The following is a 19,197-nucleotide window of genomic DNA, read 5'->3' on the forward strand; positions in this document are numbered from 1 at the left end:
CGAGGTGGTGTGGTGATTGCCGGTCCGAATGGGTCAGGTAACAAATTCTGCTATTGGTGGCGCCTTTGATCTGTTCGGCCAACGGAGCGCAAAGCCTAGGTCGGGGTGCAACAGTGACAGCGTCGTTGCAGGCTCTTGCTCGGGCGGGCTTTGCCACAGATGCGAGTGAGCCCGTCGAGAGGCTCCGCTATGCTTGTCCCCATGAGCGACAACGCATCCTTGGCCCGACCCTACAAAATTCCCGAATCGGTGCTGGTCGTGATCCATACGCCGGACTTGCAGGTGCTGATGCTGGAGCGCGCCGACAAGCCCGGCTTCTGGCAGTGCGTGACCGGCTCGCTGGATACGCCCGACGAGGCGCTGGATGCGACCGCACGGCGCGAGGTGTTGGAGGAGACCGGGATTGCCGTGGGCGAGTTGCGAGACTGGGGCTTGGTCAACGTCTATGAGATCTACCCGATCTGGCGACATCGTTATGCGCCCGGCGTGACCCGCAATACCGAGCATGTATTCGGTCTGACGGTGCCGGCCGGCACCGCCGTGACGCTGGCGCCGCGCGAGCATCTGCAGTACCGCTGGCTGCCCTGGCGCGAGGCGGCGGACCTGTGCTTCTCGCCCTCCAATGCCGAGGCGGTGCTGCAACTGCCACGCTTCTTGGAGCAGGCCGCCCGATGATCAAACCGGCCTTCAAGCACTCGGTCCAGCCGCCGCAGACCAGCATCCTGAGCCCCTACCTGCGGGTTGCGACCTACAACATCCACAAGGGCGTGCGCGGCGTCGGGCCGCAAAAGCGCCTGGAGATCCACAACCTGGGCCTGGGTGTGGAGGCGCTGGACGCCGATCTGGTGTTTTTGCAGGAGGTGCGCCACTTCCACCACCGCGATGCCAAGCATTTCGAGCGCACCTGGTTTGGCTGGCCCGAGCAGGGCCAGGCCGAGTTCCTCGCGCCCGAGGGCTATGAGGTGGCGTACCGCACCAATGCGGTGACCAAGCACGGCGAGCATGGCAATGCCCTGCTGTCGCGCTGGCCGATCGGCGAGATCGGCCACCACGATGTGTCCGACCATCGCTTCGAGCAGCGCGGCCTCTTGCACGTGCCGGTGCAGTGGCATGGGCTGGAGGTGCATGCGGTGGTCGCTCACCTGGGCCTGATGCATGGCGGCCGGGTCCGCCAGGTGCAGCGCCTGGCCGAGTTCATCGCCAACCATGTGCCGCCCGAGGCCTTGCTGGTGGTGGCCGGCGACTTCAACGACTGGGGCGAGAAGCTCGACGCGCCGATGCGTGAGAACGGGCTGACGCGCGCGATCTCTCCGGGCCGCAGCCGCCAGGCCACCTTCCCCTCGCGCGTGCCTTTTTTCTCGCTGGACCGCATCTACACCCGCGGCATGCGCTGCGTGTCGACCCAGGTGCCCAAGGGGCCGGCCTGGGCCCGCATGTCCGACCATCTGCCGCTGGTGGCAGAGCTTGAACTGGCGTGAGCAACAAAGCGCCGACCCCGGACACCGCTGAGCCCGATCCGCTGATCAGCTGGCATGCGGTAGCGCTGCCGGAGTTCAGTGGCGGCAACGAGGTGCGACTGCTGCGCGGCGGTGACGAGCTGTTTCCGGCGCAGATCGCTGCGATCCATGCGGCGACCCACGAGGTCTGGATCGCCACCTACATCTTCCATCACGACAGCGCTGGCGCTGAGCTGGCGGCTGCGCTGCGCTCGGCGGCGGCGCGCAATGTGCGGGTCAGGGTGGTCGTCGACGGATTCGGCTCCAAGGCCAGCATGCCCTGGTTGCGCGAGCAACTGGCGGACTGCGGCGTCGCGCTGGCAGTGTTCCGGCCTATCGACCGCTGGTGGCGCTGGCTGCAGCCGGGCCAGTTGCGGCGCCTGCATCAAAAGCTGTGCGTGGTCGACGGCGTGCAGGCCTTTGTCGGGGGCATCAACATCATCGATGACCGCATGGACCTCAACCACGGCCCCACCGACGAGCCGCGGCTGGACTATGCGGTCAGCGTCTGCGGCCCGGCGGTGCAGCCGGTGGCGCAGGCGGCGCGGGCGGTCTGGACGCGCGCCTGGCTGGGCCGCGATTTTGGTGAAGAGCTGCGCGCGCTGGTGCGCAGTCCCGAGCCGATCGCGCGGCTGCGCCGCCTGGCGCGGCGCCTGCGCATGCCGCGCAACCGCTACCGCCGCAACAGCCCGCAACAGCAAAAGCGCCGCGAGCAGGAACTGCCGCCGGTCTGCGCCGCCTTTGTGCTGCGCGACAACCTGCGCCAGCGCCGTACCATCGAGCGCAGTTATATCGACGCGATCCGCGCGGCCCGCGATCAGGTCGATCTGATCACGCCTTACTTCTATCCCGGCCACGGCTTCCGGCGCGCGCTGCGTGATGCCGCACGGCGCGGCGTGCGAGTGCGCCTGCTCTTGCAGGGCAAGCTCGACTACCGCATCGCCGGCATGGCGGCCCAGGCCTTGTATGCCGAGTTGCTGGGCCACGGCGTGCAGATCTACGAGTACACGCCTGCCTATTTGCATGCCAAGGTCGGCGTGGTCGACGAGGACTGGGCCACGGTGGGCAGCTCCAATATCGATCCGCTGTCGCTGCTGCTGAACCTGGAGGCCAATGTGGTGGTGCACGACGCACCGTTCGCGCGCAGCGTGACGGCCGAGTTCGAGGCCGCGCTGGCGGTGTCTCACCGCGTCGACATGCGCGAGCTCAGCGGCGGGGGGCTGCGCGGCGTGCTGCGCCGCGCGCTGGTGGCCTGGGCGGCCTATGTCTATCTGCGGGTGGCAGGCGCTACAGGACGCTACTGAAGCTCCTGCAGGGCCCTGCCTGCGCGATCAGGGCAACAGCAGCGCTTGCACTGCGAAGCGGTAGTGGGTGAGCTGCGGGCTCAGCACCTTGCTGAAGGGGCGCATGTCCAGGGCCGGCGTGGTGCTGCCGAAACGGGCCAGATAGCGCCGGGCGCGCTCGGCATCGAAGCCGATGAACATCGAATGCTCCAGCGCCAAGCCTTCGGCGGCGAAGTCGCGGCCGCGGTGGTGGTCGTAGAGCACCGCCAGCGCAAAAGCGCCGGCCATAAAATGACCGCCGGCCAGCGCGCTGAGCTCGCCGTCCACCACCGCCTGCATAGCTTCGGCCGAGGTGTTGATGCCCGAGACGAACAGGTCCTGGCCAGGCCGACGCCCTGCGGCGCGGGCCGCGTCCAGCGCACCGAAGGCGATCAGATCGGTGCCGCACCAAATCAGCGCGGTCTCGCGGTGCTTTTGCAGATGGCGCTCGCTGTGCTGGCGGGCCAGCTCGCGCTTCCAGTCGGTCGCCAGCATGGCGTCCATCACCACCTCGCTGCGATGCTCGGCCAGGGCTTTGAGCAGGCCGTCGTTGCGGGCAATCGAGATCGTCGTGCTGCGGTCACCGGCCAGGGCCAGCAGGTGAAGCCGACCATCGGCGCCGCGCGGCGCGTCGCGCAGCCCCCGCGCGATCAGGGCCTTGGCAGTGAGGTAGCCGGCATCCTCGGCCTTGGGCTGCAGGCTGCCCAATAGATGCTGCAGCGGCGCGCGGCGCGGTGCAAAACGCGCCTGCTCCTGCGGCAGCAGGCCGCTGAAGGCAGCAAAACTCTTGATGCCGGCCGCACTCAGCACCCGGGCATTGGCCACCAGCGTGGCTTTCTCGTTGACCAGCAGCACATAGTCGGGCCGTTGGTTCGCTGGCCGCGCCGCGACCGCGCGGCCCAGGGCCAGCACACGGTTTGGGTCGCGATCGGCAAAGTCCTGGCTGAAGCTAATTCCCAGGCTGTCGGCCGCCGCCTGCATGGCCTCGCCGGCCTGGCGCCAGAAGGTTTCGTCGCGATGACCGGGGTTGATGAAATAGACCTGCTGGGCCCATGTGGGCAGGGCCACCGCCAGCAAGCAGGCCAGCAGTGCGGTGCGATGGAATAGGGTTTTGGTGGGCATCGGCTGGCATTGTGCAATGCGCCGCTCGGATATGCCTGGCCCTGCCTTGATCGGCATCAAGGCGTGAGATGCCAATATCGGCGAGGCTCGTCCCATGCCCGAAGCCGCAGCGCCTGAGACCCCGGTTTTTTTGGCCCGGGGCATTTCCAAGACCTATGGTGAGGGCGATACCGCCGTCCACGCGCTGCGCAGCGTGGATCTGGAGATCGCCCGTGGCGAGTTCATCGTGCTGCTGGGGGCCTCGGGCAGCGGCAAGTCGACCTTGCTGAACATTCTTGGCGGGCTGGACGTGCCCAGCAGTGGCAGCCTGCTGTTCAAGGGCCAGGCACTCAGCGGTGCCGGCGAGGCAGAACTGACCCGCTACCGGCGCGAGCATGTGGGCTTTGTGTTCCAGTTCTACAACCTGATCCCAAGCCTGACGGTGCGTGAGAACGTGGCGCTGGTGACGGACATCGCCAGCGATCCGATGCCGGTGGACGAGGCGGTCGCCCGCGTGGGGCTGCTGCCCCGCGCCGACCATTTCCCGGCCCAGCTCTCGGGCGGCGAGCAGCAGCGGGTGGCGATCGCCAGGGCCATCGTCAAGCGCCCCGAGCTGTTGCTGTGCGATGAACCGACCGGCGCGCTGGACTACACGACGGGCAAGCTGGTGCTGGAGGTGATCGCCCGCATCAACAAGGAACTGGGCACGACGGCCATTGTGATCACCCACAATGCCGCGATCGCCGCGATGGCGGACCGGGTGATCTATCTGGGCGATGGCGCGATCCAGCGCATCGAGTCCAATGCTCACAAGCTCAGCCCCGCTGAGCTGAGCTGGTAGCGGGCCTTCTATGCGCGCACTGGACCGCAAGCTGCTGCGCGATCTGCGCCTGCTGTGGAGCCAGGTGCTCACCATCGCCTTGGTGGTGGCCAGCGGCATGGGCGGCTTTCTGACCAGCCTGTCGGCGGTCGACTCGCTCGCCCTGGCCCGCGAGGGCTTTTATGCCGAAGGCCGCTTTGCCGACTTGTTTGCCAGCGTCAAGCGTGCCCCGCTGGCCCTGCTGCCGCAGTTGCGCGCCGCGCCCGGCGTGGCCGATGTGCAGGCCACGCTGGAGCAGCTGGTGCGGCTGGATCTGCCCGGCGTCGACGACCCGGTGCTGGGCCAGCTGATCGGCCTGGATGCGCGCGATCCGCCGCGGCTCAACAAGCCCTTTATAGCCAGCGGGCGTGCCTTGAGCCCGCAGGCCGCCAGTGACGGCGGCATCGAGGTGCTGGTCTCGGCCGGCTTTGCCCAGGCGCGTGGTCTGCGGCCGGGCAGCCGGCTGTCGGCCCTGATCAATGGCCGCCAGCGCGAGCTGCTGGTGGTGGGCACCGTGCTGAGCCCGGAGTTCATCTTTGCCGGCCTGGGCGGCATGCCCGATCTGCGCGGCTTCGGCGTGCTGTGGCTGGACCGCGAGCTGCTGGCCGGTGCCTACGATATGCGCGGCGCCTTCAACCGTCTGGCCATCAAGCTCGCACCCGGCGCCCGCGAGAGCCAGACGCAGGCCGCGCTGGTGCCCCTGTTGCGCCCCTACGGCGGGCGCGAGGTCCATGGCCGCGACGAGCAGAGCTCGCATGCGATGCTGGACAACGAGATCAAGGAGCAGCAGGTCATGGGCACGGTGCTGCCGGTGATCTTTCTGGGGGTGGCGGCGTTCTTGCTGAACGTGGTGCTGTCCCGCCTGATCAACACGCAGCGCGAGCAGGTCGCAGCGCTGAAGGCGCTGGGCTACCCGAACCGCAGCATCGCGGCCCACTACCTGAAGCTGGTGCTGGCCATCGTCGGCCTGGGCTTGCTGCTGGGGCTGCTGCTGGGCAAAGGCCTGGGCCAGGCGCTGACCGGGCTGTACGCTGAGTTCTTCCGTTTTCGCAGTTTTGAGCACCGCCTGGCACCCGCCCTGGTGCTGGGCAGCGCCGGCGTCACCGCCGTCGTCGCGGTGCTGGGCACGCTGGGCGCGGTGGCGGCCACAGTGCGATTGGCGCCGGCCGAGGCCATGCGGCCGGCCGCTCCGGGGCGCTACCGGCGTGGCCTGCTCGAGCGGCTGCCCTTGGTGGGGCGCAGCCTGGTGCTGCGCATGATTGCGCGCCAATTCGAGCGCCGACGCTGGCGCTCTGCGCTGGGCGTTGCCGGCGTGGCGGTGGCGGTGGCCATCGTGGTGCTGGGCAACTTCTTTCGCGACGCGATCGACCATATCGTCGATGCGCAGTTCAACGTCAGCATGCGTGGCGATGTCACGGTGTGGATGAGCGAGGCGCAAGGCGCGGCCACCCGCTACGAACTGGCCCGGCTGCCCGGCGTGCTGACGGTGGAGCCCGGCCGTGATGTGGCGGTGCGCTTCATCCACGGCAACCGGGTCGAGCGCGGCAGCATCCAGGGCCTGCCGGAGCGGCCCGAGCTGCGCCGCATCGTTGATGTCGCCGGGCGCGAGGCCCGGCCCAGCGCCAGCGGGCTGATGATGACCGATCGGCTGGCCGCCAAGCTGGGCCTGCGCGCCGGCGACTTGGTGCAGGTGGAGCTGCTGGAGGGCCGGCCGCGGCTGCTGGAGATCCCGCTGGAGGCCACGGTGCGCGAGATGATGGGCTTGAACGCTTATCTGGAGCGGCGGGCGCTGAACCGCCTGCTGGGCGAGGGCGATGTAGCCTCTCAGTTCGCGCTGGCGCTGGAGCGCGGCGCCGAGCCCGAACTGCTGCGCGCGCTCAAGGGGCTGCCCAAGGTGGTGGGCAGCTTCAGCAAGGCCAGCCTGCTGCGCAATATGAACGAGATCAGCGCCCGCAATGTGCGCATCATGAGCAGCATCCTGACCCTCTTCGCCAGCGTGATCGCGGTGGGCGTGGTCTACAACAACGCCCGCATCGCGCTGGCCGAGCGCGGCTGGGAGCTGGCTTCGCTGCGGGTGCTGGGTTTCAGCAGGGCCGAGGTCTCGGCCCTGCTGCTGGGCGAGATGGCGCTGAGCATCGCCTTGGCCTTGCCGCTGGGCATGGCGCTGGGCTGGGCCCTCACCCATGGGCTGGTGGGGCTGATGGCGTCGGATCAATTTCTGTTCCCGGTGGTCATACAGCCGCGCACCTATGCCTGGGCGGCCTTGGCGGTGGCGGCCGCTGGCATGGCCAGTGCGCTGGTGGTGCGCCGACGCATTGACCGGCTGGACATGGTGGCCGCGCTGAAGACACGGGAGTGAGGAGAAACAAGCGATGCAAGCGAAGAACAAATGGTGGCTGGCGGGCCTGCTGCTGGTCGGTGCAGCCCTGCTGGCGTGGGCTTTTGCGCCACGGCCGCTGCGGGTGGAGCTCGCCGAGGCCCGGCTGGGCCGCTTCGAGGCCGGCATCGAGGAGGACGGCAAGACCCGTGTGGTCGATCGCTACACGGTCAGCGCGCCGCTGTCGGGGCGCTGGCTGCGGCCTGCGTTGCGCGAGGGCGATACGGTGGCTGCGGGCGCCACGCTGGGCTGGATGCAAGCAGGCCCCAGCGGCTTGACCGATGCACGCAGCCGCGCGCAGCTGGTGGCGCGCGCCGAGGCCGCAGCTGCCGCGCTGCGCGCCGGCGAGGCGGCCGAGCGTGGGGCCGCGTTGCAGCTGGCCGAGGCCGGCCTGGCCGAGCGACGCAGCGAACAGCTGGCCGCTCAAGGCTTTGTGGCCGACAGCCAGCGCGACACGGCTCGCCTGGCCCGCCAGCGTGCCGAGCAGCAGCGCCTGAGTGCCCAGGCTCAGCTTGCCATGGCCCGTCATGAGCTCAGCCAGGCCCGCGCGGCGCTGAGCCTGGGCGGCGCCGACAGCGCCGAGCGTCTGGCGCTGAAGGCCCCCATCGCGGGCCGGGTCTTGCGTCTTCACCAGGCCAGCGAGGCGGTGTTGGCCTTGGGCACGCCATTGCTGGAACTCGGTGATGTCGCGAGGCTGGAGCTGGTGGCCGAACTGCTGAGCGTGGACGCGATGCAACTGCGGCCCGGCCAGCCGGTGCGCATCGAGCGCTGGGGCGGGGAGGGTGTGCTGGCGGGCCAGGTCTTGCGGGTCGAGCCCGGTGCCTTCACCAAGGTGTCGGCGCTGGGTGTGGAGGAGCAGCGCGTCGAGGTGGTGGTGGGCTTCGGTAGCGCCGCGCCGCCGCCGGGCCTGGGTGATGGCTACCGGGTGCAGCTCAACATCATCACGCGCAGCGCCGACCAGGCCCTGCTGGTGCCGGTCAGCGCGGTCTTCCCGCTGCCCGGTGGCCGAGCTGGCCAGCATGCGGTCTACACGCTGGCGGGCGGCCGCGCGCGTCTGGTCGAGGTGGCCCTGGAGGCCCGCAATAGCGGCCTGGCCTGGGTGCGCAGCGGCCTGAAGCCCGGCGATCTGGTGGTGGTCTATCCGCCGGTGACGCTGGCCGATGGCGTGCGCGCCCGCGCCCGCTGAGCGGCGCGCTCAGGCCGCCAGCAGCTTCACATCGGCAAAGCCCATCAGCCTCAGCAGAACGTAGCCGATGGCGGCCTCGCCGGCATCGTCGCCGACGCTGATGATCTGCGCATGGCGCGGCAGGCCGGCCTTGGCCAGCAGGCTCCAGATCTCGTGCGCCGGCTTGGGTCGCCCGCTGGCGTCGAGCAGTTGGCCGTAGGGCAGGTGCACGGTCTTGCCCGGCAGCGCGGGGCTGGGCGGCTGCGCGCCCACGGCCAGATAGACCCGGGGCAGACCCGGTCCGGCCGCACCGGGGCCGCGCACCAGTACCGTGCGCGGTGCCGCCTGGTAGTCCACCGGCGCGATGGTCGGATCCAGCGCCGGCTTGCGCGCACCGACTCGGGTCGGCTCTTTGCTCAGACTCAGGCCGCGCAGGCCCCAGTCGTCGACCGAGTCCAGCAGCAGCGAGACCTTGCGCTGGCCCAGTTGCTCCAGCAGCGCGAACACAATGGCCGAGCGCTTGTTGAGCCCGCCTTCGGAGACGATCACCGCCTCGTGCGTCGGGTCGACGCCGGCCGGGCCAAGCAGCGCGGCCAGGCGTTCCGGGCGCGCCAGTTCTTGCTCAAAGCGCTCGGCCGGCAAGCTCAGCGCGAACGGCAGATGACCCAGCGCATAGGCCTCGGCCGCTCGCACATCGATGATGCTGATCGGGCTATGGCTGAAGGTGCGCAGCATGGTGTTGCTAAAGCCGTGCAGCCAGTCGGCATCACGCAGCAGGGCGGGAGCCGCATAGCTCCACAGCGGCAGGCCGCGAGGGTCCTCCAGCCATTCTTTTTGCGAGCCCTGGTAGAGCGCCACCCGGGGATAGTCGAGCAGGAATTTGAGCGCGAAATAGGGCACGCTGGCGGCCACGCCGCCACCGCAATAGCTGTAGACCTGCTGCTCGCGGCGCACGCCGAGATGCGTCATCAATGCCTGCAGTTCGGCGCGCGGCTTGAAGGTCTTGTCGGGACGAAAGAAGTCGTCGGCCGGCGTCAGCAGCGCATGCGGCACATGGCCGCCGCGGCTGAAGAACTTGGCGCCGCCGTAGTAGTACGGTGGATCCAGCGCCTCCAGCAGCGCATGACCGGCCGGGTCGCCGGCACCGGCCAAAAATTCTGGCAGCCGTACCCGCACGTCCTCGCGCAGCGCGCCCACGCCGACATCGCCGCTCGGGGGCGCGGGCGTGAGCTCGGTGACGACGGCACCACCTGCCGCCTTCCAGGCCGCCAGTCCACCGTCGAGCAGGTGCAGGCGTTCGGGCGCGACGCCGTGGCGGTGCAGCTCATAGAACAGCCACGTGGCCAGCATCGTGCCGCCTTGGTCATGGATCACGATCCGTTGCTCGCCGGCGTTGCGGATGCCCCAGGCTCGCATGCGCGCTTGCATCGTCGCAGCGTCCACCTCGCGGGCGCCGTAGCTGTAGAAGTCCACGTTGACCGCGCCGGGGATGTGGCCGGCGCCATGCTGGCGGGTCGGCGAGGCGTCGAGCAGCAAGGGCGGTGCGGCGCTGGCTAGCGCCTGGCGCAGCCAGGCGGGATCGACCAGAGGGCTGGCAGCGGCCGGGCCGATCAGCAAGAGCAGACAGGCCAGAGCCGGCGCTAGCCAGCGGTTGAGTAGGGGAAGAATCATCGTCAGGCTCCCGGTGAGGAAGCGCTGACTGTGGCCGCTGTCGCCGGCGCTGGCGAGCCGGCTGCGACAGACTGCAGCGGGAAGGGTACAGCCCGCAGCGGCCAGCGACCGCCGCCTAGGTCTGTGCCGCCAGCACCTCGACCCGCAACTGCTCGGTCAGCTCGCGTTTGAGCGCTGCAAACTCCGGCGCGGTCTTGATCGAATAGTGGCGCGGATGCGCGAAGGGCGAGGGCAGGTCGCTCTTGATGCGGCCAGGTCGTGCGCTCATCACGACCACGCGTGAGCCCATGAAGATGGCCTCGTCGATGTCGTGGGTCACGAACAGCACCGTCTTGCGCTCGCGCTCCCAGATACCCAGCAGCAGCTCCTGCATCAGCTCACGGGTCTGGTGGTCCAGCGCGCCGAAGGGCTCGTCCATCAAGAGCATGCGCGGCTGATTGGCCAGCGCCCGGGCCAGCGCGGTGCGTTGCTGCATGCCGCCGGAGAGCTGCTTGGGATAGTGCTTGTCGAACCTGGCCAGGCCCACCTGGGCCAAAAAGCCCTGGGCGATCTCGACCGCCTGGGCGCGGGCCATGCCGCGCTCACGCAGGCCGAAACAGACATTGTCCAGCACCGTCAGCCAGGGGAATAGCGTGTAGCTCTGGAACACCATGCCTCGGTCTGCGCCGGGGCCGGTCACGGCCTGCCCGTCCAGCAAGACCTGGCCGCTGCTGGGCGCATCGAGCCCGGCGACGATGCGCAGCAAGGTGCTCTTGCCGCAGCCCGAAGGACCGAGGATGGTGACGAAGTCGTTCTCGGCCACGTCCAGATCGGTGGCTTGCAGGGCCACAGTCTGCTGGCCCCCGGCGGTGGTGAAGGTGCGCGAGACGCCGCGCACGGACAGGATGTTCTTGCTCATTTGCCTAGCTGCGCCCACGGAAACAGCGCGCGGTTCGCGGCCTTGAAGGCGTAGTCGCTGACCAGGCCGATCAAGCCGATCACGATGATGCCGAAGATGATCTGGTCGGTGGCCAAGAGGGCCTGGCTGTCGGTGATCATGTGACCGATGCCGCTTGAAGCCCCGATCAGCTCCGCGACGATCACATAGGTCCAGGCCCAGCCCAGCACCATGCGCAGGATCTCCGCGATCTCGGGCGCGGCCCCGGGCAGCAGCACGCGTTTGAGCAGGCCCGCATCCGAGACGCCCAGCGTGTAGGCGGCCTCGACCAGGTCGCGCCGGGTATTGCCCACCGTCACCGCAATCATCAGGGTCAGCTGAAAAAAGCTGCCGATGAAGATCACCGCCAGCTTCTGCGCCTCGCCAATGCCCACCCACAGCATCAAGAGCGGGATGAAGGCCGAGGCCGGCAGGTAGCGGGCGAAGGAGACAAAAGGCTCGAAGAAGGCCTCGATGGGCTTGTAGGCCCCCATCAGCACGCCCAGCGGCAGCGCCAGTGCGGCGGCGATCACAAAGCCGCCGAGCACCCGCCAGACCGTCATGCCGATGTCGACCGCAAAGCCCATCTCGGTCAGCAGCACATAGCCTGAGCGAAGCATGCTCAGCGGGTCGGCCAAAAAGGTCTTCTCGACAAAGCCGCCGAAGGTGGCGATGGCCCAGACGGCGATGAAGAGCACGAAAAAGGACAGCCCCAGGGCCACGCGGGCCCCGGGCGATACCGCTTGCAGTGGACGCATGCCGAATTACTGGATGAAGCGCGTGTCGGCCAGTTTGCTCAGGTCCGGGATGGCTTTGATGATGCCCACCTCCAGCAAGAGTTCGGCCGCTTCCTTGCTGAAGCTCGCATGCTCGCCGGCGAAGAACTTCTGGTTGGCTGCCTTGTCCTGCCAGCGCAGATAGGCCTGGCTCTTCTCGAAGGCCTCGCCGCTTTGCTTGACGTCCGCGCCCATGATCTCGAAGCTCTTCTTCGGGTCTTTCTTGATCAGCGCCAGGGCTTCGAAATAGCTGTCGGCCAGAGCCTTGGCCGCCTTGGGGTTTTCCGCGAGGAACTTGGGCGTGCAGCCGAAGGTGTCCATCACCATCGGATAGTCCAGCGTGGTCGCGATGATGGTGCCGGCCTCGGGCTTGGCGCGCACGCCGGAGAGATAGGGCTCGTAAGTCATGCCCGCGTCCAGACCGCCGGTGCCGGCGATGAAGGCATTGGCGGCGGCCTGCGGCTCCAGATTGACGACCTTGACGTCCTTGATCGAGACGCCGTTCTTCTTGAGCATCCAGGCCAGACCGAAATAGGGTGCCGTGCCCGGCGCGCTGGCGGCCACGGTCTTGCCCTTGAGGTCGGCGATCTTGGCGATGCCGGGTTTGACGATCATGCCGTCGGCGCCGTAGCTCTTGTCGAGCTGGAAGATCTGGGTGGTGGCCACGCCATTGGCGTTCCAGACGATCCAGGTCTCGACCGTCGTCGCCGCGCACTGCACATCGCCCGAGGCGATGGCCAGATGGCGGTCTTTTTGCGGGATCTTCTTGATGCTGACGTCCAGGCCGTTCTTCTTGAAGATGCCGGCCTCCTTGGCCAGGGTCAGCGGGGCGAATCCGGTCCAGCCGGAGATGCCGACGCCGACCTTGGTCTCCTGGGCCTGGGCCTGGGCGGCGGTGGCAAGCGAGGCGGCGAGGGCAAGCAGCGACAGCGTCTTCTTCATGGTCAGCGGTTCTCCGTAGCAGGGGTGTCCATCATGGTGCGTGCCGCCTTGTTTGCGTCCTCGGGATTCACCCGGGGTGCGCGCAAAATACCGGCGCGCGGCCGGCTCCCGCTTTCTTGCTGTTTGGCAGGCTCAGGGCAGCACGATGTGCTGTCTTCCCTTTGCATGAGTCGTGCCAGCTCCCTGGGCGCTATCGTTAACTCAACGATGTCCATGTGCGCTATGCGATATGGGATTTGAGCCCTGTTGACCTGGTCGGTCTACGTACGGGTATTCCCGCCTCGATAGCGCGAGGGATGAACTCACGGCGCATGGCGAGCGCATGGAGGTGTTCGGGCAGCACCCCCGCCTTGCGCAAGCGCTTCACGGCCGTGCTGTCTGCCCAGGGACGCCACACGTCGGCTCCCGCAACCGCCTGCTTGGCCGTGAGTTCGATCGAACATGGCTATACCGACGGCCGCCTGTTCCTCAGCAGCCCGCTTCAGCCGGCATGTTCAGATCTTGGGCGCACGGAGCCCCACCGCCGCAGCTCGCAGGTCAGCCTCGGGTGGCAGCGGGTGGCAGCGCTTGGAAGCACGGCGCCAGCACCTGGGCCTCGGCCTGCGTCATGCCCCGGGCCAGCAGGCATTCCAGCCAGTTGGCTTGAACACTTTCCTGGATTGCCTCGATCAGCGAGTGAGCGTCCCTTGCAGACAGGCTAAAGGCCGTCGCCGCGCTGATCAGGTTCTCGACCGTCGCTTGCGAGCCTGAGTCACCGAAGGCCATCGCCTGGCGGCGCACGCGGGTTGCGTGAATCCGCGGCACCATGTCGAAAGCCGGTGAAAGCCGAAACAAGTGGCCAGCCACGTCAGCGAGAAGGCCGTGATTTCGGTCGTGATCATCCGTGTTGGAGATGCAGCAATTGAAGACCAGCCGACGGAACAACTCGTGCCTGTCCTGGACCGGCCGCGTGCTCCACCTCTGCAGCTGTTCAGCAACCTGGGTGTAGGAGGCCATGTACTGGCCCGCGCGGGCGCCAGTCTCGGACTGCGCGATCGTCCGAGCACTCACAAACGCGTCCCGTAGCCAGCCTTGCCCGCCCGGCGCTAGGCTACGGTCAAACCGCTTCACGAGCAGCACTTCACCGGCCTGAGAACTGTCACGGCCTAACACTTGCAGCTGGGCCTGCGCGGCATCGATTCCACACAGCGTTGCCAGATCCAGCATGGCGGCCTCGGCCTTCGCCTGGGAGAAGCGCTTGTCATCCTTGCCCGACGGGAACTTGGCCAGCCACTGGTTGTGATCGTCCACAACTGTGAGCTTCGGCCTGGCGCCGCCAAGGGCGGTGTTAGGGCGCACTCGGTCCTGGAGTTCATCGGGTACGGGCCCCCCGGACTCAAGGCCCGAAGTGACGCGCCACGCATCGTCCAGTAGTTCGCGCCGTGTCGGCGCGGTCAGCAACGGGGGCTCGTCCTTGGCCTTGCTGAAGCACAGATTGCCCACCGCATCCCCTGAGGCACGCAGCAGGTAGCCCGACGGGAACAGCTGCTCGCCATATCGCCGGTTGATCACATAGCGCCCCCACGAGCCCGGCAACGAGTCGGCGATCGCGCCGAAGATGTCCGGCTCACCGGCCGTCTGCCCCGTCGCTTCGAAGACCGCTGGGCGCTTGGGCAGCCGGATGGGATCCAGGGGTGCAGCGAGCTTGTCCTCCAGGTATTTCTTGCCATAGACGAAACTGGCGACCGTCTGGCCTGCTCCAGTCATGTTCACGTTCAGGCGGCCACACAGGACGGGCACGGTGTCGCCCGGCTGGAATGCCCATACAAAGACCTTTTGCTCAGAAGTCATTGTCTAAGCCGCTCTTCTTGACCCCGACCCGCCTGGTCTGCGCATTGAGCTCTAGGGCCATACCGTCGCCGTCCAAACCCGGGTCCGCCACGAGTTCCAGGTTGTCGGTCAGGCCCATGGCCCATAGGACCTGGAAGTAAGTGCCCAGGCCAGTGGTGAGCTTGCCGGCTTCAACTGCCTCGATCGCTGTTCGGCTGAGGCCGGCCCGCAAGGCCAGATCCTCCTGGCGCAACTTTCGCCGATGGCGCGCGATACGAATACGCTGGCCAAGGTCGGCCGCTAGCTTGATGACTGCAGCAGGTGGGGGTTGCGTTATCCTCTTCTTGCGTTCCATGAATTACATATTAGCCATTAGTGCGTTCTATGAAAATCACGGAACAAGGCGAGCGGACCTCGGTGCGGTGTAGAAAACACGGGCACCGAGACCGAGCGCAATGCACTGCCGAGTGATCCCGGTCCGCTGCGCTCGTCTCAAATTCGCCGACCTGCGAACGACGGCTGCCCGTGCTGACGCCTGATAGCGCTCCCCGTACCCCCGACCGCACGTCCGTCAGCGCACGCAGCCCCCGGGCGTGCGCGCAAAAAAGCCGGCATGCGGCCGGCTCTGTCACTCCGCGGTTTTGCAGTGTCAGGGCAGCACGACGATGCTGCCTTCCCGTTGTACGAGTCGCGCCAGCTCGCCGGCAAACACCAGCTCGGTCGCACGCTCGATGTCCGGCGCCAGATAGTGGTCCTCAGGCATCGGCGGGCAAGCGCTGCGCACCAGCGCGTGCACCTCTTCCAGCGCGCGCGAGCTCTTGAGCGGGCGCAGGAATTCGATGCCTTGCGAGGCCGCCAGCAGCTCGATGCCGATGATGTGGGCGGTGTTGTCCAGCATGGGGCCCAGGCGGCGGGCGCCGAAGGTGGCCATGGACACATGGTCTTCCTGGTTGGCGCTGGTGGGGATGGAGTCCACGCTGGCCGGGTGAGCCAGGCTCTTGTTCTCGCTGGCCAGCGCGGCAGCGGTCACATGGGCGATCATGAAGCCGGAGTTGAGGCCGGCGTTCTCGGTCAGAAAGGGCGGCAGGCGCGAGACGCTGGTGTCGATCAGCATCGCGATGCGGCGCTCGGCGATGGCGCCGACCTCGGCGATCGCGCAGGCCAGCGCATCGGCAGCCAGGGCCACCGGCTCGGCGTGGAAATTGCCGCCCGACACCATATAGGCGCTGCCGTCCTCGTTGGCGAAGACCAAGGGGTTGTCGGTGACCGCATTGGCTTCGCGCAAGAGCACATCGCGCACATAGCGCGCCTGGTCCAGGCAGGCGCCCATCACCTGGGGCTGGCAGCGCAGGCAGTAGGGGTCCTGCACGCGCTCGTCGCCCTCGCGGTGCGAGGCGCGGATTTCGCTGCCGGCCAGGATCTGTCGGTAGGCCTGGGCGGCCTCGATCTGGCCGGGCTGGCCGCGCACCGCGTGGATGCGGGGATCGAACGGCCCGTCGCTGCCGCGTGCTGCATCCAGGCTCAATGCGCCAGAGACGATGGCCGAGGCATAGACCAGCTCGAAGCGCAGCAGCCCTTTCAGCGCCAGTGCGGTCGAGGTCTGGGTGCCGTTGATCAGGGCCAGACCTTCTTTGGCCTGCAGCACCAGCGGCTTGACGCCGGCCCGCGCCAGTTCGGGGCCGGCCGGGCGGCGCTGACCCTCGACCAGCATCTCGCCTTCGCCCATCAAAGCCAGGGTCATGTGCGACAGCGGGGCCAGGTCGCCTGAGGCGCCGACCGAACCTTGCGCCGGCACATACGGAACGAGGCCGGCGTTGAAGGCGTCGAGCAGGCATTGCACGACCTCCTCGCGCACGCCGGAGAAGCCGCGGGCGAGGGACGCCGCCTTGGTGGCCAGCATCAGGCGCACGACCGACGGTGCCAGCGGCGCGCCGACGCCGACGCAGTGCGAGCGGATCAGATTGCGCTGCAGCGCAGCCAGGTCTTCCTTGCTGATGCGGGTGCTGGCCAGCTTGCCGAAGCCGGTGTTGACGCCGTAGACCGGCGCGTCGCCGCTTGCTGCGGCCTGCACGACGGCGGCGCTGCGGCGGATGATCTCGGCCGCGCTGGCGTGCAGGCTCAAGGTCACGTCGCCGTTGCGGATGCTGCGCAGCTGTTCGAGGCTCAGTTCGCCCGGGATAATTTCCAAGTTCATCTTCTTTTCCTGTTTACTTGTTCAGCATCGGCAGGTTCAGGCCGCGCTCCTTGGCGCAAGCCTGGGCCTGCTCATAGCCGGCATCGGCATGGCGCATCACGCCGGTGCCCGGGTCGTTGAACAGCACGCGCGCGATGCGCTTGTCGGCCGCCTCGCTGCCGTCGCAAACGATCACCACGCCGCTGTGCTGGCTGTAGCCCATGCCGACGCCGCCGCCATGGTGCAGGCTGACCCAGGTGGCGCCGCCGGCGGTGTTCAGCAGTGCATTGAGCAGCGGCCAGTCCGAGACGGCGTCCGAGCCGTCCTTCATGCTCTCGGTCTCGCGGTTGGGGCTGGCGACCGAGCCGCTGTCCAGGTGGTCGCGGCCGATCACAATGGGCGCCTTCAGCTCGCCGTTTCTGACCATCTCGTTAAAAGCCAGGCCGGCGATATGGCGCTCGCCAAGGCCCAGCCAGCAGATACGCGCAGGCAGGCCCTGGAAGGCGATGCGTTCCTTGGCCATGTCCAGCCAGCGGTGCACGCCGGCGTGATGCGGGAACAGCTCCTTGATCTTGGCGTCGGTCTTGTAGATGTCCTCGGGGTCGCCCGAGAGCGCCACCCATCGGAAGGGGCCGCGTCCCTCGCAGAACTGCGGGCGCACATAGGCAGGCACGAAGCCGGGGAAGTCGAAGGCGTTTTTGACGCCCTCATCAAACGCGACCTGGCGGATGTTGTTGCCGTAGTCCACGGTGGGGATGCCCATGGCTTGGAAGAGCAGCATGGCCTTGACATGCTCTGCGGCACTCTTGGCTGCAGCGGCCTTGAGCTGCGCATGCTGGGCCGGGTCGGCAGCGGCGGCCTTCCACTGCTCGACGCTCCAGCCGGCCGGCAAGTAGCCGTTGATCAGGTCGTGGGCCGAGGTCTGGTCGGTCACCAGATCGGGCTTGATGGCGGTGCCGGCCTTGCAGCGCTCGGCCAAGGCCGGCAGGATGCGGGCGGCGTTGCCCAGCAGCGCAATGGAGACAGCCTTGCCCTGGGCGGTGTACTTGGCGATGCGCCCCAGCGCGTCGTCCAGATCCGCGGCCTGCTCGTCCACATAGCGGGTCTTCAGGCGGAAGTCGATGCGCGACTGTTGGCATTCGATGGTCAGCGAACAGGCGCCGGCGAAGGTCGCCGCCAAGGGCTGCGCGCCGCCCATGCCGCCCAGACCGGCGGTCAGTATCCAGCGCCCGACCATGGTGCCGCCGAAGTGTTGGCGGCCGGCTTCGGCGAAAGTCTCATAGGTGCCCTGCACGATGCCCTGGCTGCCGATATAGATCCAGCTGCCGGCCGTCATCTGGCCGTACATCATCAAGCCCTTGCGGTCCAGTTCGTTGAAATGCTCCCAATTGGCCCAGGCCGGCACCAGATTGCTGTTGGCGATCAGCACGCGCGGCGCATCCGGATGGGTCTTGAACACGCCCACCGGCTTGCCCGACTGCACCAGCAGCGTCTCGTCTTCGTTGAGCGCCTTGAGCGATGTCAGGATGGCGTCGAAGCAGTCCCAGTTGCGGGCGGCCTTGCCGATGCCGCCGTAGACCACCAGAGCGTCTGGGTTCTCGGCCACCGCCGGGTCCAGATTGTTCTGCAGCATGCGATAGGCGGCTTCGGTGAGCCAGCTCTTGCAGGCGAGGGTGGTGCCGGTGGGGGCGCGGACGGTGCGGGCTTGCGAGCTCATGCGGGTCTCTCCAGGGGACGGGGTGGAACGGGCCGGATGGAATGTGGCGAGTTGAATGTGTCGAACTCTAGTTGTCTATACAAGTACAGTCAAGTACGATGGCGGGCATGGCAAGCAGCACAAGCGCACCGGCGCCGCAGTACCTGAAGGTCAAGAATCATTTGCGCGAGCACATCGCCTCGGGCCACTGGGTGGCCGGCGATCTGCTGCCCTCAGAAGCAGAGCTGGTGGCACAGTTCGGCGTGAGCCGCATGACGGTCAACCGGGCGCTGCGCGAGCTGAGCCAGGAGGGCATGATCGAGCGGGTCCAGGGGGTTGGCACTTTCGTCGCCCAGCTGCACCGCATCTCGTCGACGCTGACCGTGCGCGATGTGCATGACGAGATCGCCGCGCGCGGCCACCGGCACGAGTCGCGCGTGCACCTGCTGGAGCGACTCAAGGCCACGACCGAACAGGCGGCCGACTTCGGTCTGAAGGCCGGTGCCACGCTGTTTCATAGCGTCATCGTTCATCTGGAGAACGGCGTCGCAATCCAGTGCGAGGACCGCCTTGTGAATCCGGCCAGCGCGCCCGACTATCTGGAGCTGGATTTCGCGACCGTGACGCCGACGCACTATCTGCTGGAAGTGGCCCCGCTGTCCGAGGCTCGGTATACGATTGAATCGACACTGCCCAGCGAGCTGGAAGCCCGGCTGCTGGGCATTGGCAAGCGCGAGCCCTGCCTGGTCGTCAAGCGTCGCACCTTCAGCCGCGGGCTGACCGTGACGACGGTGCGACTGACCCATCCGGGATCTCGCTACCTTCTCGAGGGGAGTTTTCAGGCATGAGAGCACTGCATGGCCGTCTGAGAGTGGGCGAACTTTGTGTCCGAGA

At 67.6% G+C, this 19,197-nt stretch carries 16 protein-coding genes; 7 read left to right on the top strand and 9 right to left on the bottom strand.

Features of this window, described 5'->3' with window-relative positions:
- Positions 1 to 201: 201 nt before the first annotated feature.
- From nudB to clsB, 3 genes are read left to right on the top strand one after another with little or no spacing between them, the layout of a single operon-like run.
- Entirely contained in the window at positions 202 to 675 is a 474-nt protein-coding gene (nudB, locus tag OOZ63_RS17425; RefSeq protein ID WP_266006862.1) for a dihydroneopterin triphosphate diphosphatase, read from the top strand.
- A complete protein-coding gene (locus OOZ63_RS17430) occupies positions 672 to 1,478 on the top strand; it encodes an endonuclease/exonuclease/phosphatase family protein (RefSeq protein ID WP_266006863.1) in 807 nt (268 codons plus the stop codon). Before nudB ends, OOZ63_RS17430 begins: the two co-directional genes overlap by 4 nt.
- Positions 1,475 to 2,800 (top strand): cardiolipin synthase ClsB, encoded by a 1,326-nt coding sequence (clsB, locus tag OOZ63_RS17435; protein ID WP_266006864.1) that lies wholly within the window; start codon positions 1,475 to 1,477, stop codon positions 2,798 to 2,800. Before OOZ63_RS17430 ends, clsB begins: the two co-directional genes overlap by 4 nt.
- A 27-nt stretch (positions 2,801 to 2,827) precedes the next feature.
- On the opposite strand, the gene OOZ63_RS17440 is transcribed toward clsB, so the two are convergent.
- Complete coding sequence (locus OOZ63_RS17440) at positions 2,828 to 3,940, bottom strand: ABC transporter substrate-binding protein (protein WP_266006865.1); 1,113 nt, start codon at positions 3,938 to 3,940, stop codon at positions 2,828 to 2,830.
- Positions 3,941 to 4,034: 94 nt separating this feature from the next.
- Here OOZ63_RS17440 and OOZ63_RS17445 point away from each other — a divergent pair, with 94 nt between their 5' ends.
- The 3 genes from OOZ63_RS17445 to OOZ63_RS17455 are packed head-to-tail and all read left to right on the top strand — an operon-like array spanning position 4,035 to position 8,341.
- Positions 4,035 to 4,760, top strand: a complete 726-nt coding sequence (locus OOZ63_RS17445; RefSeq protein WP_266006866.1) for an ABC transporter ATP-binding protein — start codon at positions 4,035 to 4,037, stop codon at positions 4,758 to 4,760.
- Positions 4,761 to 4,770: 10 nt separating this feature from the next.
- Positions 4,771 to 7,137 (top strand): ABC transporter permease, encoded by a 2,367-nt coding sequence (locus OOZ63_RS17450; RefSeq protein ID WP_266006867.1) that lies wholly within the window; start codon positions 4,771 to 4,773, stop codon positions 7,135 to 7,137.
- A 13-nt stretch (positions 7,138 to 7,150) separates the two neighbouring features.
- Entirely contained in the window at positions 7,151 to 8,341 is a 1,191-nt protein-coding gene (locus OOZ63_RS17455; RefSeq protein WP_266006868.1) for an efflux RND transporter periplasmic adaptor subunit, read from the top strand.
- 9 nt (positions 8,342 to 8,350) lie between these two features.
- Here OOZ63_RS17455 and OOZ63_RS17460 read toward each other — a convergent pair whose 3' ends face one another.
- The 8 genes from OOZ63_RS17460 to hutU form a co-directional block, all read right to left on the bottom strand.
- A complete protein-coding gene (locus tag OOZ63_RS17460) occupies positions 8,351 to 9,991 on the bottom strand; it encodes a rhodanese-like domain-containing protein (RefSeq protein WP_266006869.1) in 1,641 nt (546 codons plus the stop codon).
- Between the two features lie 115 nt (positions 9,992 to 10,106).
- Complete coding sequence (locus tag OOZ63_RS17465) at positions 10,107 to 10,889, bottom strand: ABC transporter ATP-binding protein (RefSeq protein WP_266006870.1); 783 nt, start codon at positions 10,887 to 10,889, stop codon at positions 10,107 to 10,109.
- Positions 10,886 to 11,665, bottom strand: a complete 780-nt coding sequence (locus OOZ63_RS17470) for an ABC transporter permease (RefSeq protein WP_266006871.1) — start codon at positions 11,663 to 11,665, stop codon at positions 10,886 to 10,888. Before OOZ63_RS17470 ends, OOZ63_RS17465 begins: the two co-directional genes overlap by 4 nt.
- A gap of 6 nt (positions 11,666 to 11,671) precedes the next feature.
- A complete protein-coding gene (locus tag OOZ63_RS17475; RefSeq protein WP_266006872.1) occupies positions 11,672 to 12,625 on the bottom strand; it encodes an ABC transporter substrate-binding protein in 954 nt (317 codons plus the stop codon).
- A 537-nt stretch (positions 12,626 to 13,162) separates the two neighbouring features.
- Complete coding sequence (locus OOZ63_RS17480) at positions 13,163 to 14,455, bottom strand: type II toxin-antitoxin system HipA family toxin (protein WP_266006873.1); 1,293 nt, start codon at positions 14,453 to 14,455, stop codon at positions 13,163 to 13,165.
- Entirely contained in the window at positions 14,445 to 14,789 is a 345-nt protein-coding gene (locus OOZ63_RS17485; RefSeq protein WP_266006874.1) for a helix-turn-helix transcriptional regulator, read from the bottom strand. The genes OOZ63_RS17480 and OOZ63_RS17485 overlap by 11 nt, the downstream gene beginning before the upstream one ends.
- 294 nt (positions 14,790 to 15,083) lie before the next feature.
- On the bottom strand, positions 15,084 to 16,628 hold the full coding sequence (hutH, locus tag OOZ63_RS17490; protein ID WP_266006875.1) for a histidine ammonia-lyase: 1,545 nt from the start codon (positions 16,626 to 16,628) through the stop codon (positions 15,084 to 15,086).
- Between the two features lie 13 nt (positions 16,629 to 16,641).
- Positions 16,642 to 18,324, bottom strand: coding sequence for a urocanate hydratase (hutU, locus tag OOZ63_RS17495; RefSeq protein ID WP_266006876.1), 1,683 nt, complete (start codon positions 18,322 to 18,324; stop codon positions 16,642 to 16,644).
- Positions 18,325 to 18,431: 107 nt separating this feature from the next.
- Between hutU and hutC the strand changes: the two genes are divergently transcribed.
- The gene (gene hutC, locus OOZ63_RS17500; RefSeq protein ID WP_266006877.1) at positions 18,432 to 19,151 is read left to right on the top strand and encodes a histidine utilization repressor; all 720 of its coding nucleotides are present in this window, start codon (positions 18,432 to 18,434) and stop codon (positions 19,149 to 19,151) included.
- Positions 19,152 to 19,197 lie beyond the last annotated feature (46 nt).

This window comes from Paucibacter sp. PLA-PC-4, from assembly GCF_026241155.1.
Taxonomy (GTDB): Bacteria; Pseudomonadota; Gammaproteobacteria; order Burkholderiales; family Burkholderiaceae_C; genus Roseateles_E.